At 66.5% G+C, this 12776-nt stretch carries 10 protein-coding genes; 7 read left to right on the top strand and 3 right to left on the bottom strand.

Annotated elements, in window-relative coordinates:
- The first annotated feature begins 26 nt into the window (after nucleotides 1-26).
- Both ASC92_RS23265 and ASC92_RS23260 read left to right on the top strand, forming a co-directional pair.
- Complete coding sequence (locus tag ASC92_RS23265; RefSeq protein ID WP_056520492.1) at nucleotides 27-1520, top strand: circularly permuted type 2 ATP-grasp protein; 1494 nt, start codon at nucleotides 27-29, stop codon at nucleotides 1518-1520.
- 14 nt (nucleotides 1521-1534) lie between these two features.
- Nucleotides 1535-2491: an alpha-E domain-containing protein gene (locus tag ASC92_RS23260; protein WP_056520490.1), complete on the top strand. Its 957-nt coding sequence runs from the start codon at nucleotides 1535-1537 to the stop codon at nucleotides 2489-2491.
- A gap of 18 nt (nucleotides 2492-2509) precedes the next feature.
- On the opposite strand, the gene ASC92_RS23255 is transcribed toward ASC92_RS23260, so the two are convergent.
- The 3 genes from ASC92_RS23255 to ASC92_RS23245 form a co-directional block, all read right to left on the bottom strand.
- On the bottom strand, nucleotides 2510-4132 hold the full coding sequence (locus tag ASC92_RS23255) for a phosphoethanolamine transferase (RefSeq protein WP_235505971.1): 1623 nt from the start codon (nucleotides 4130-4132) through the stop codon (nucleotides 2510-2512).
- Nucleotides 4133-4252: 120 nt separating this feature from the next.
- The gene (glpK, locus tag ASC92_RS23250; protein WP_056520488.1) at nucleotides 4253-5746 is read right to left on the bottom strand and encodes a glycerol kinase GlpK; all 1494 of its coding nucleotides are present in this window, start codon (nucleotides 5744-5746) and stop codon (nucleotides 4253-4255) included.
- Between the two features lie 365 nt (nucleotides 5747-6111).
- A complete protein-coding gene (locus ASC92_RS23245) occupies nucleotides 6112-6879 on the bottom strand; it encodes a DeoR/GlpR family DNA-binding transcription regulator (protein ID WP_056520486.1) in 768 nt (255 codons plus the stop codon).
- A gap of 189 nt (nucleotides 6880-7068) precedes the next feature.
- Here ASC92_RS23245 and glpD point away from each other — a divergent pair, with 189 nt between their 5' ends.
- The 5 genes from glpD to ASC92_RS23220 all read left to right on the top strand — a co-directional run bounded on the left by glpD (nucleotide 7069) and on the right by ASC92_RS23220 (nucleotide 12663).
- A complete protein-coding gene (gene glpD / locus ASC92_RS23240; protein ID WP_056520484.1) occupies nucleotides 7069-8649 on the top strand; it encodes a glycerol-3-phosphate dehydrogenase in 1581 nt (526 codons plus the stop codon).
- A gap of 23 nt (nucleotides 8650-8672) precedes the next feature.
- Nucleotides 8673-9746, top strand: a complete 1074-nt coding sequence (locus tag ASC92_RS23235) for an ABC transporter ATP-binding protein (protein WP_056520483.1) — start codon at nucleotides 8673-8675, stop codon at nucleotides 9744-9746.
- Nucleotide 9747: 1 nt separating this feature from the next.
- Nucleotides 9748-10818: an ABC transporter ATP-binding protein gene (locus ASC92_RS23230; protein WP_056520481.1), complete on the top strand. Its 1071-nt coding sequence runs from the start codon at nucleotides 9748-9750 to the stop codon at nucleotides 10816-10818.
- 145 nt (nucleotides 10819-10963) lie between these two features.
- On the top strand, nucleotides 10964-11854 hold the full coding sequence (locus ASC92_RS23225; RefSeq protein ID WP_056520480.1) for a carbohydrate ABC transporter permease: 891 nt from the start codon (nucleotides 10964-10966) through the stop codon (nucleotides 11852-11854).
- On the top strand, nucleotides 11851-12663 hold the full coding sequence (locus ASC92_RS23220) for a carbohydrate ABC transporter permease (RefSeq protein ID WP_056520478.1): 813 nt from the start codon (nucleotides 11851-11853) through the stop codon (nucleotides 12661-12663). Before ASC92_RS23225 ends, ASC92_RS23220 begins: the two co-directional genes overlap by 4 nt.
- Nucleotides 12664-12776 lie beyond the last annotated feature (113 nt).

The following is a 12776-nucleotide window of genomic DNA, read 5'->3' as shown; positions in this document are numbered from 1 at the left end:
TATAGCTCAAGGAGATTGGTCGTTCCATGCACAAATTCGACGAGATGTATGAGCAGTTGCCCTATGCGGGGGCTGCGATCCGACAGCACTACAGGCGCTACGACCAATGGCTCGCGAAGCAACCCGGCGAGGTGATGCGTTCGCGGCGCGAAGAGGCGGAAATGATTTTCCGCCGGGTCGGCATCACCTTCGCGGTGTATGGCGCGAAGGATGAAGATGGCTCCGGCACCGAGCGGCTCATCCCGTTCGACCTGCTGCCGCGCATCATTCCGGCCCACGAGTGGGAGAGCATGGAAAAGGGGCTGGTGCAGCGCGTCACTGCGCTCAACCGCTTCCTCTATGACGTCTACCACGACCAGGAAATCATCAAGGCCGGCATCATCCCGGCCGAGCAGATCCTGAACAACGCACAGTTCCGCCCCGAGATGATGGGCGTCAACGTGCCGCACAACGTCTACTCGAACATCTCGGGCATCGACATCGTCCGCGCGCCCGATGCCGAGGGCAACGGCGAGTACTACGTGCTCGAAGACAACCTGCGCGTGCCCAGCGGCGTGAGCTACATGCTCGAGAACCGCAAGATGATGATGCGGCTCTTCCCCGAGCTGTTCAACCAGAACCGCATCGCGCCGGTCGCGCATTACCCCGACCTGCTGCTCGAGACCCTGCGTGCCAGCGCACCGCCGGCCACGGCCGAGCCCACCGTGGTGGTGCTCACGCCCGGCATGTACAACAGCGCCTACTTCGAGCATGCCTTCCTGGCCCAGCAGATGGGCGTGGAGCTGGTCGAAGGCCAGGATCTGTTGATCAAGGACGACTTCGTCTATATGCGCACCACGCGCGGCCCGAAGCGCGTCGACGTCATCTACCGCCGCGTCGACGATGACTTCCTCGACCCCGACGTGTTCCGCTCGACCTCCACGCTCGGCACGGCCGGCCTGATGCGCGCCTACCGCGCAGGCAACGTCGTGATCTGCAATGCCGTGGGCACCGGCGTGGCCGACGACAAGTCGATCTACCCGTACGTGCCGAAGATGGTCGAGTTCTACCTCGGCGAGAAGCCGATCCTGAAGAACGTGCCCACCTACATGTGCCGCAACAAGGACGAGCTGCAGTACACGCTCGACAACATGAAGGACCTGGTCGTCAAGGAAGTGCATGGTGCCGGCGGCTACGGCATGCTGATCGGCCCGGCCGCCACGCAGGCCGAGATCGAAGATTTCAAGAAGGCCGTGATCGCCAAGCCCGACGGCTACATCGCCCAGCCCACGCTGAGCCTGTCGACCTCGCCCACCTTCGTGGACGCCGGCATTGCGCCGCGCCACATCGACTTGCGCCCCTTCGTGCTCTCTGGCAGCGAGGTGCAGATGGTGCCGGGCGGCCTCACGCGCGTGGCGCTGAAAGAAGGTTCGCTGGTGGTCAACTCGTCGCAGGGCGGCGGCACCAAGGACACCTGGATTCTCGAAGCCGACCGCGCGCCCAAGGCCAAGGCGCCCGCGCAGTCGCAAAGCCAATCGTAGTAGGAGCACCACCGATGCTGTCACGCACCGCCGACCATCTCTACTGGATGTCCCGCTACACCGAGCGCGCCGAAAACACCGCGCGCATGCTGGACGTCAACTACCAGACCTCGCTCCTGCCGCAGTCCGCCGAAGTCGCGAAGTACGGCTGGCAGGGTGTGCTCTCCATCAGCGAACTACTGCCCTGGTACAACAAGAAGTACGACCAGATCGCACCCAAGGAAGTGATGGAGTTCATGGTCAAGGACGAGAGCAACGCCTCGTCGATCGTGTCCTGCCTCAAGGCCGCGCGCGAGAACGCCCGTGCCGTGCGCGGCGCGCTCACCACCGAAGCCTGGGAAACCCAGAACACCACCTGGCTCGAAGTGAACCGCATGCTGCGCGCAGGCGACTTCGAGCGCGACCCGGGCCAGTTCTTCGAATGGGTCAAGTTCCGCTCGCACCTCTCGCGCGGCGTCACGCTGGGCACCATGCTCCAGGATGAGGCGTTTTATTTTTCGCGCCTGGGCACCTTTTTGGAGCGCGCCGACAACACCGCGCGCCTGGTCGACGTGAAGTTCCACGCACTCAACAGCGAGTTCTTCGGCGCCGCCACCGAGGAAGACCAGGAGTACGACTTCTATCACTGGAGCGCCATTCTTCGCAGCGTCTCGGCCTTCGAGGTCTACCGCAAGGTGTACCGCGACGTGATCAAGCCCGAGCGCGTGGCCGAACTGCTGATTCTTCGCGCCGACATGCCGCGCTCACTGCACGCGAGCCTGGTCGAGGTGGTGAACAACCTCGCGAAGGTGCAGAACGAGCAGAGCGCCGAAACCCAGCGCCGCGCCGGCAAGCTGCTGGCCGACCTGCAGTACGCGCGCGTCGACGAGATCCTGGCGACCGGGCTGCATGCCTACCTCACGCAGTTCCTCGACCGGGTGAACGAGCTGGGCGGGCGCATCAGCCAGGACTTCCTGGTGCCTGCGCACTGAGCGCGGTCCCGGCCGTCCTCAGCGCGAGAACGACTCGACGGCCACCGGTATCTGCGGCGCTTGCCAGCGGTAGGCGCCGCCCAGCACATTGCGCTCGGGCCTTTGCCCGCTCCACTGGATGTGGAGCAGATCCATCAGCATCCAACCCGTCCAGTCCGCGCGGAACGGTTGCTGCTGCGCCTCGGCCGTCGGCAGGGGCTGCTGGTTGCGCCACACCACGGCAGGAATGCGATAGCCCGATGCGGTCGATGGGCTGTGGCCGGCGCGGTCGCTGACATGGCCCACCTCCTGGCCGTGGTCCGACAGGTACATCCACGCGCGGTACTCGTCCGGCTTGCCCGCACTGCGCGTCTGCTGCAGCAGTTCCGACACCACGAAGTCGTGGTACAGCAGCGCGGCGTCGTACTCCTGGCGGAAGCGGCGCACCCAGGCCGAGCGGCCGTTCTTCACCAGGCCAGTCTCGACTTCATCGATGTCGTCGTCGAAAGGATTGGCGTTCTCGGGAAAGCGCAGGCTGTAGTGCGGATGCGCGCCCATGAGATGCACCACGATCAGCTTGCGGTCGGTGCTCGCATCCTGCAGCGCCTCCTCCACGCAGTCGAGGATCTCGCCGTCGAGCGAGGCGCTGGCGCGGCCCGGCGTGCGGTTCACCATGTCCACCACGTCGGCAAGGCGCGCATGCTGCTGCTCGATGGCAAGGTCGTCGTGGTTGCTGATCCACCAGACCTTGTAGCCGGCCGCACGGGCCAGTGCCAGCAGGTGCGGCGGGTTGTCGCTGTCGGGCAGGCCGAAGTGGAACATGTTGCGCAGCGCGGGCAGGGTGCTGGCGTCCACCGACCATGCGTTCTGCAGCACCGCCATCTGGTCGCCGGTCTGCGCCTTGTGCGCCAGCAGGCGCGGCGTGGTCGGCCGGCCGTAGCCGTACAGGGCCATGTTGTCGCGATTGATGCTGTCGGTGATGACCAGCACCACCGTGGAGGGGCCGGCCTGCGATATGACGGGCGCGATGCTCATGGCCTGCGCCATCAGGCGGTCGCGCTGTGCCTGCTGGTCGGCCCAGGCGGTGCGCAGCGTGTGGACGGAGTTCGCCCACTGCGTCCAGAAGATCGCGGGATGCAGCCGGCGCCAGGGCTTGCTCGCATAGGCCGCGCATGCCACGAGCAGCGCCAGCGCGAGCAGCGCCACGGTCCATCGCGCGGGCCGGACGGATGAAGCCGTGGCGCCGCGCCGCGCGAACATGCCCACGAGCATGCCTGCCACGGCCAGCAGGGCACACCACACGGCCGCGGAACGCCAATGCATCCACAGGTATTCGCTGCCTTCGCGCGCGTTGGTGTTGGCTGCGGCGCCCAGCACCATCGCGCCGTCGGGCGCGGCCTGGTAGGTATCGAGCAGGTAGGCGCGCACCGCGGCGTCGAGCGCGAAGCCCATGGCCCAGAGCCAGACCAGCAGCGTGCGCACTCGCCGCATCCGTGCGCTGCGCAACGGCCATGCGAGCCACAGCACCATGGGCGCCGCGAGCACGGCGAGCTGCGCGATGCGCCGGCCGTCGTGGCCCAGCGCGATGAGCGCGAGCAATGTCGCGCCCACCACGCCGCAGGCGAGCAAGGTATTGCACGGCGGGGAGGGAAGGGTTGTCAAGCAGGTGGCGCGGCAGGTCGGGGCGGGCGCATTCTGCCCCGGGACCTGCGCCGCGCATCCCAGTGTCCCGATGGTGGCGAGGTATTTGCGCCGCCTGAGGGGCTGGCAGCCCCGGGGCGATCAGGTCGCCGTGGCCTGCCGCACCGCACGCTCCCAGCGCGCCATCGATTCCTCCGCCTGCGCGCGGCCCATCGTCGGCATGAAGCGCCGTTCGATCTTCCACAGCTTCGACAGCTGGCGCGCGTCGGTGTAGACGCCGGTGGAAAGCCCCGCGAGGTACGCGGCGCCCAGCGCGGTGGTCTCGATCACTTCGGGCCGCACCACCGGAATGCCCAGCAGATCGGCCTGGAATTGCATCAGCAGGTCGTTCACGCTCGCGCCGCCGTCCACGCGCAGTTCGGCCACGGGCTTGCCGCCGGCGGCCACTGCGTCGCGGCTCATGGCCTGCAGCAGCGCGGCGCTCTGGTAGGCGATGCTTTCGAGCGCGGCGCGCGCGATGTGCGCGACCGTGGTGCCGCGCGTGAGCCCGGTGATCGTGCCGCGCGCGTCCGCGTCCCAGTAGGGCGCGCCGAGGCCGGTGAAGGCCGGCACCATCATCACGCCGCCCGCGTCGGGCACGCTCTCGGCCAGCGATTGCACCTCGGCGCTGCCCTTGATGGCCTTGAGCCCGTCGCGCAGCCACTGCACCACGGCGCCGCCGACGAACACGCTGCCTTCCATTGCGTACTGCGGCGTCTTGTCGGTCTGCGCGGCGCTGGTCACGAGCAGTCCGTTGTGCGAGGGCTGGAACGCGCCGCCCGTATGCATCAGCAAGAAGCAGCCGGTGCCGTAGGTGTTCTTGGCCATGCCGGCCTCGAAGCAGGCCTGGCCGAAGAGCGCGCTCTGCTGGTCGCCAGCCACGCCGCCGATGGGCAGCGTGTGGCCCAGCAGTGCCGCGTCGGTATCGGCGAAGTGCGAGCTCGACGGCTGTACCTTGGGCATGAGCGCGGCCGGGATCTTCAATGCGGCGAGCAGGTCGGCGTCCCATTCGTTCTCGTGCACGTTGAAGAGCATCGTGCGCGAGGCATTGCTCACGTCGGTCACGTGCACCTTGCCGCCGGTGAGTTGCCACATGAGCCAGCTGTCGACCGTGCCGAAGGCGAGCTCGCCGCGCTCGGCCTGTGCGCGCGCGCCGGGCACGTTGTCGAGCAGCCAGCGCAGCTTGGTGCCGGAGAAGTACGCGTCGATCACCAGACCGGTCTTCTCTCGGATGGTGTCGGTCATGCCCGCGTCGCGCAGCTGCGCGCACAACGGCTCGGCGCGGCGATCCTGCCAGACGATGGCGTGGTGCGCCGGCTGGCCGGTCTTGCGGTTCCACAGCACGGTGGTCTCGCGCTGGTTGGTGATGCCGATGGCGTGGATGTCGGTGGGCTTGAGCTTGGCCTTCACCAGCACTTCGCGCGCGGTGGCGAGCTGGCTGCGCCAGATTTCCATCGGGTCGTGTTCGACCCAGCCCGGCTGCGGATAGATCTGCGTGAGTTCCTTCTGTGCGATGGCGACGATGTGGCCTTCGCGGTCGAACACGATGCTGCGGGAGCTGGAGGTGCCTTGGTCGAGGGCTAGCAGGTAGGTCATGGGGTCGGTGTTCCTAGGGGCTGGTCTTCTTGCGTTGCTGCTGTTCGGGGTGCTGATTTGTTCGGGGCGCGTGCACAGGCCACCGGGTACTCCCCTCCGCGAATGTCCCCCGCTTCGCTCCTCCTTTATTTCGCTGCGGGGAGTACCCGGCGCCCTGTGCACAGTGGGCGCTGCCGTTGTGCTGGCGGTTCAAGCGCTCTGCCGAACGATCACGCTGGCGGGGTGCCTTGCGCAGCGAAATAAAGGAGGAGCGAAGCGGGGGACATTCGCGGAGCAAGGTACCCCGTCGGCGTGAGCGCCCCACGCCCCATGCCCCACGCCTTCCAAGCCCCACCCCAGCGCGACAAACAAAAGAAGACTTCATCTCAATCGCGAGCAATCTCGAGCCGCACCTGCGCCGCATGCAGCAGGTCCGCAAAAGGTGCCGGAGGCTCCGCGTCGGTAAAAAACCGGTCGATCTGCGACAGCGTACCCAGCTGGATCATCGCGGGCCGGTTGAACTTGCTCGCGTCCGCCGCGAGCCACACCTCGCGTGCCTGGGCAATGATGGTCTGCGCTACCTTCACCTCGCGCAGGTCGAAGTCGCGCAGCGAGCCGTCGGCCTCGATGCTCGACACGCCGATCAGTGCGATGTCGACCTTGAACTGGCGGATGAAGTCGATGGTGGCCTCGCCCACGATCGCGCGGTCCCGCGGGCGCACCGAGCCGCCCGCCACGATCACCTCGCACGAGGGGTTGCCGCTCAGGATGGTGGCCACGTTCAGGTTGTTGGTGATCACGCGCAGGCCCGTGTGGCGCAGCAGCGCCTTGGCGATGGCCTCGGTGGTGGTGCCGATGTTGAGGATCAGCGAGCAGTCGTTGGGCACCAGCTCCGCCACGCGGCGGGCGATGCGCGCCTTGCCTTCGGCATGCAGCGTCTCGCGCTGCTGGTAGCCGATGTTCTCCGTGGTCGAGCTGGGCATGCGCACGCCGCCGTGGAAGCGCGTGAGCAACCCCTCGTCGGCCAGCCGCTGAACGTCGCGCCGCACGGTCTGCAGGGTGACGCCCAGCATGTCGGCCAGCTGTTCGACGGTGACGGAACCGCGCGTTCGCACGGTGTCCAGGAGGTTGATCTGGCGCGGGTTGGAGTTCACAAGGGCGTCGTGGAAAGCGGGAAGACTGGGGCAAGGGTACAGCGCGTGCCACTTTAAAACGAACGAAAACGAAGACGACTAAGGGAAAACTCGGAGGAAAATCGCGCCAAAAGGAACCCAAGTGAAAAATCTCGAAAATACAATTGCCGCCGTCAGTGACCAAAGTCACGCTTCAACGGACTCATTTCTGTGAGCGATTTTTCTTCCAGTTCGCCTGCGCCCCCCACCGATTGCGACGTGCTGATCGTCGGCGGCGGCATCAACGGCTGCGGCATCGCGCGCGACCTCGCTGGCCGTGGCTGGCGCGTGGTGCTGTGCGAAAAGGACGATCTCGCCTCGCACACTTCTTCTTCCTCCACCAAGCTGATCCACGGCGGGCTGCGCTACCTCGAGTACTACGAGTTCTCTCTGGTGCGCAAGGCGCTGCAGGAGCGCGAGGTGCTGCTCAAGAGCGCGCCGCACATCATGTGGCCGCTGCGCTTCGTGATGCCGCATGACCCGTCGATGCGGCCGGCCTGGATGATCCGCATCGGCCTGTTCATGTACGACCACCTCGCCAGGCGCGAGGTGCTGCCGGGTTCGCGCAGCGTCGATCTGCGCAAGCACGCGGCCGGCAAGCCGCTGAAGGACCAGTACAAGCGCGGCTTCATCTACTCCGACGGCTGGGTCGACGACGCACGCCTCGTGGTGCTCAACGCGCTCGATGCGCAGGCACGCGGCGCCGAGGTGCTGACCCGCACGCGCTGCGTGCACGCGCAACGCGACGCCGACGGCTGGACCGCCACGCTGCATGGCGCCGACGGCGGCCAGCGCGTGCTGCGTGCCCGCGCGGTGGTCAATGCGGCGGGGCCATGGGCTGAGTCTTTCCTGCGCGGCGTCGCGCAGTCCGCTAGGGGCGAGGCGCTGGCCACCAAGAGCCTGCGGCTCGTGAAGGGCAGCCACATCGTCGTGCCGCGCCTGTTCGAGCACGACCACGCCTACATCTTCCAGAACCCCGACAAGCGGATCATCTTCGCCATTCCCTACCAGGACGAGTTCACGCTGATCGGCACCACCGACATCGAACTCACCGGCGACGACCCCGGCGCCGCACGCATCGCGCAGGAAGAAATCGACTACCTCTGCACCCAGGCCAGCCGCTACTTCGAGAAGCCGATCGTGCCGGCCGACGTGGTGTGGACCTACTCGGGCGTGCGCCCGCTGCTCGACGACGACTCGGGCGACCCCTCGGCCGTCACGCGCGACTACATGCTCGAATCGAACACCACGGCCGCGCCGCTGCTGTCGGTGTGGGGCGGCAAGATCACCACCTTTCGCAAGCTGGCTGAAGACGCGGCCGACGAGGTCGGCAAGATGCTCGGCCAGTCGAGCGCGCAACGCCCGGCCTGGACCGACGGCGCCTTCCTCGCGGGCGGCGACCTGTCGGCCTGGATCGGCGCCGCCAGCCGGCCCGACGACGATTTCGAACGCTTCGTGTCGGCCGTGCAGGCCAGGTATCCGTGGCTCTACGGCCAACTGGCGCGCCGCCTTGCGCGCGGCTACGGCGCCCGCCTTGCGGACCTGCTCGGCGACGCGAAGTCCTTTGTCGACCTGGGCGCCGAAGTGGCGCCGGGCCTGCACGAGCGCGAACTGCGCTTCCTGCAGGAACACGAATGGGCCGTGAGCGCCGAAGACGTGCTCTGGCGGCGGTCCAAGCTGGGACTGCACTACACGGCCGAAGAGCGCGAGCAGGTCGCGCTCTGGCTGCAGTCCCATCCCAAGAGCAACTAGATCCGTAAAAGAGAGCAGCGCCAATGCAATTGACACTGGAGCGCGTCACCAAGAAGGTGGGTGCGCAGACATGGCTCTATGAGCAGAGCATCGCGCCCCGAAGCGGCGCGGTCACCGTGCTGCTGGGCGCCACGCAGGCCGGCAAGACCAGCCTCATGCGGCTGATGGCCGGGCTCGACACGCCGACCGAAGGCAAGGTGCTGGTCGACGGCAAGGACGTGACCGGCATGCCCGTGCGCGAACGCAATGTCGCGATGGTCTACCAGCAGTTCATCAACTATCCGTCGCTCAAGGTGTCGGACAACATCGCCTCGCCGCTGAAGCTGCGCGGCGAGACGAACATCGAGGCGCGGGTGAAGGCGCTGGCCGACAAGCTGCACATCGGCATGTTCCTCGACCGCTTGCCGGCCGAGCTCTCGGGTGGCCAGCAGCAGCGCGTGGCGCTGGCGCGCGCGCTTGCCAAGAACGCACCGCTGATGCTGCTCGACGAGCCGCTGGTGAACCTCGACTACAAGCTGCGCGAAGGCCTGCGCGAAGAGCTCACGCAGCTCTTCGCCACCGGCGACTCGACCGTGATCTACGCCACCACCGAACCCGGCGAGGCCTTGCTGCTCGGCGGCTACACGGCGGTGATGGACGCCGGCGAACTGCTGCAGTACGGCCCGACCGCCGAGGTGTTCCATGCGCCGCAATCGCTGCGCGTGGCGCGCGCCTTCAGCGATCCGCCGATGAACCTGCTGCAAGGCACGGCCACCGCCGGCAAGGTGCAACTCGCTGGTGGCCCCGCGCTGGCGCTGGCCTTGCCTGAAGGCGTATCGGGTGCGGTCACGGTTGGCTTGCGCGCAAGCGCATTGAACGTGGGCGCGAGCGAGGGCGACATCGCCCTGCCCGGCAAGGTGGAGTTGGCCGAGATCTCCGGCTCCGACACCTTCGTGCACGTCGAAACCGCGGTGGGCGAACTGGTGGCGCAGCTCACCGGCGTGCACCGTTTCGAGCTGGGCGCGCCGATCACGCTGTACTTCAGCGCGTCGCAGGCCTATGTGTTCGATGCCAGTGAAAAACTGGCGCTGGCGCCCGCATGGCGCAAAGGAGCTTGAGATGGCACGCATCGATCTCGACCTGGCTCACGCTTACCGCGCGAACCCCACGCAGGACAGCGACTACGCGCTGCTCCCGCTGAAGATGAGCTTTCGCGACGGCGGCGCTTATGCCTTGCTCGGCCCCTCGGGCTGCGGCAAGACGACCATGCTGAATATCATCTCGGGCCTGCTCGTGCCTTCGCAGGGCACCGTTAGCTTCGACGGCCGCGACATGACGCGGGCCACGCCGCAGGAGCGCAACATCGCGCAGGTGTTCCAGTTCCCGGTGATCTACGACACCATGACCGTGGCCGAGAACCTCGCGTTCCCGCTGCGCAACCGCAAGGTGCCGGCCGACCAGATCAAGAAGCGCGTCGGCGAGATCGCCGAGATGCTCGACATGAGCGGGCAACTCAACCAGCGCGCCGCAGGCCTCGCGGCCGACGCCAAGCAGAAGATCTCGCTCGGTCGCGGGCTGGTGCGCAGCGACGTGTCGGCGGTGCTGTTCGACGAGCCGCTTACCGTGATCGATCCGCACCTGAAATGGCAGCTGCGCCGCAAGCTCAAGCAGATCCACCGCGAGCTGAAGCTCACGCTGATCTACGTGACGCACGACCAGGTCGAGGCGCTCACCTTCGCCGAAGAGGTGGTAGTGATGACGCGCGGCAAGGCGGTGCAGGTGGGCAGCGCCGAGGCGCTGTTCGAGCGGCCGGCCCACACCTTCGTGGGGCATTTCATCGGCTCGCCGGGTATGAACTTCCTGTCCGCGAGAAGCGCGAATGGCACCATCGAAGTGGCGGGCACGCCGCTGGCGTCTACGCGCGAACTGCCGCAGGGGGCGCTGAAGATCGGCATCCGCCCCGAATACCTGCGCCTGTCGAACGCGGGCAGTGCGGGCGCCGTGCCGGCCGTGGTGAAGCAGGTGCAGGACGTGGGCACGCACGTGATGTTGAGCGTGGAAGCCGACGGCAGCGTGCTGAAGGTGCGGCTGCATTCGGACGACCCGTCGCCGGCGGCGGGAGACACGGTGTGGGTGCGGGTGATCGACACCCATACCTGCTATTACAAGGATGAGGAGCTGGTGGCATGAACAACCTGATTCCAGTCAGCCCTGCACCCTTGTCTTTCTCCCTCCCCTCCCGGGGGAGGGCCGGGGTGGGGGCAAGCGGCGCCTCCATCGCGCGCTCTGCCCGCCCCCATCCCAGCCTTCCCCCAGAGGGGGAAGGAGCAACACCATGAACGCAACCAACAAACCGATTAACCAGAAGGCCTGGTGGCTCGTGCTCCCAGTACTCATCTGCGTCGCCTTCTCGGCCATCGTGCCGCTCATGACGGTGGTCAACTATTCGGTGCAGGACATCATCTCGCCCGAGCGCCGCGTGTTCGTGGGCACCGAATGGTTCGCCTCGGTGATGCGCGACGACGAACTGCATCAGGCGCTGTGGCGCCAGCTGGGCTTCTCGCTGTCGGTGCTGCTGGTCGAGATTCCTCTGGGCATCGGCCTGGCGCTGTCGATGCCGGCCAAGGGCTGGAAGTCGTCGGCCGTGCTGGTGGTGGTGGCGCTGTCGCTGCTCATCCCATGGAACGTGGTCGGCACCATCTGGCAGATCTACGGGCGCGCCGACATCGGCCTGCTGGGCCACGCGCTGCAGACCCTGGGCATCGAATACAACTACACAGGCAGCGCCACCGATGCGTGGCTCACCGTGCTGGTGATGGACGTGTGGCACTGGACGCCGCTGGTGGCACTGCTGTGCTATGCGGGCCTGCGCTCCATTCCCGACGCCTACTACCAGGCCGCGCGCATCGACGGCGCAAGCAAGTTCGCGGTGTTCCGCTTCATCCAGCTGCCGAAGATGCGCGGCGTGCTGATGATCGCCGTGCTGTTGCGCTTCATGGACAGCTTCATGATCTACACCGAGCCCTTCGTGCTGACGGGCGGCGGGCCGGGCAACGCCACCACCTTCCTGAGCCAGTACCTCACGCAGAAGGCCGTGGGTCAGTTCGACCTGGGGCCGGCGGCTGCGTTCTCGCTGATCTATTTCCTGATCATCCTGCTGTTCTGCTTCGTGCTCTACAACTGGATGCAGCGGGTCGGTACGCAGGAAGCGGAGGTGGAGAAATGAACGACAAGAGATTCCACAAGCGCAGCATCTTCCTGGTGCTGTACATCCTGTTTGCCCTGTTGCCCATCTACTGGATGGTCAACATGAGCTTCAAGACGAACGAGGAGATCCTCTCGAGCTTCTCGTTCTTTCCGCAGCAGCTCACCTGGGCCAACTACGCGCGCATCTTCACCGACGAGTCGTGGTACTCGGGCTACATCAACAGCCTGATCTACGTGGCGATCAACACGGTGATCTCGCTGACCGTGGCGCTGCCCGCGGCCTATGCGTTCTCGCGCTACTCGTTCCTGGGCGACAAGCACGTGTTCTTCTGGCTGCTGACCAACCGCATGACACCGCCAGCGGTGTTCCTGCTGCCGTTCTTCCAGCTCTACAGCACGGTCGGCCTGATGGACACGCACCTGGGCGTGGCGCTCGCGCACCTGTTGTTCAACGTGCCGCTGGCGGTGTGGATCCTGGAAGGCTTCATGAGCGGCATTCCGCGCGAGATCGACGAGACGGCATACATCGACGGCTATTCGTTCCCGCGCTTCTTCCTCACCATCTTCCTGCCGCTCATCAAGGCCGGCGTGGGCGTGGCGGCGTTCTTCTGCTTCATGTTCAGCTGGGTCGAGCTGCTGCTGGCGCGCACGCTCACGAGCGTGAACGCCAAGCCCATCGTCGCGACGATGACGCGTACGGTGAGCGCGTCGGGCATGGATTGGGCAACGCTGGCCGCGGCGGGCGTTCTGACCATCGTGCCGGGCGCGATCGTGATCTGGTTCGTGCGTCACTACATCGCGAAGGGTTTCGCGATGGGGCGCGTGTGAAGAATGGTTTCTCTCCCTCCCCTTCCGGGGGAGGGCAGGGGTGGGGGCAAGCGGCGCATCCATCGAGCGCCGATGCCCCCATCCCAACCTTCCCCCGGAAGGGGAAGGAGCAA

The organism is Variovorax sp. Root411 (genome assembly GCF_001425205.1).
In the GTDB taxonomy this organism is placed as follows: Bacteria; Pseudomonadota; Gammaproteobacteria; order Burkholderiales; family Burkholderiaceae_C; genus Variovorax.
The sequence above is the reverse complement of the archived record's forward strand: the minus strand, read 5'-3'. Positions and strand labels throughout refer to the sequence as shown.

Bases quoted from the DNA above. Each gene is read 5' to 3' on its own strand.
- ASC92_RS23230 (WP_056520481.1), top strand. From the start codon at position 9,748: ATGGCACGCATCGATCTCGACCTGGCTCACGCTTACCGCGCGAACCCC.
- ASC92_RS23220 (WP_056520478.1), top strand. From the start codon at position 11,851: ATGAACGACAAGAGATTCCACAAGCGCAGCATCTTCCTGGTGCTGTAC.
- ASC92_RS23260 (WP_056520490.1), top strand. From the start codon at position 1,535: ATGCTGTCACGCACCGCCGACCATCTCTACTGGATGTCCCGCTACACC.
- ASC92_RS23265 (WP_056520492.1), top strand. From the start codon at position 27: ATGCACAAATTCGACGAGATGTATGAGCAGTTGCCCTATGCGGGGGCT.
- ASC92_RS23235 (WP_056520483.1), top strand. From the start codon at position 8,673: ATGCAATTGACACTGGAGCGCGTCACCAAGAAGGTGGGTGCGCAGACA.
- ASC92_RS23225 (WP_056520480.1), top strand. From the start codon at position 10,964: ATGAACGCAACCAACAAACCGATTAACCAGAAGGCCTGGTGGCTCGTG.
- glpK (WP_056520488.1), bottom strand. From the start codon at position 5,746: ATGACCTACCTGCTAGCCCTCGACCAAGGCACCTCCAGCTCCCGCAGC.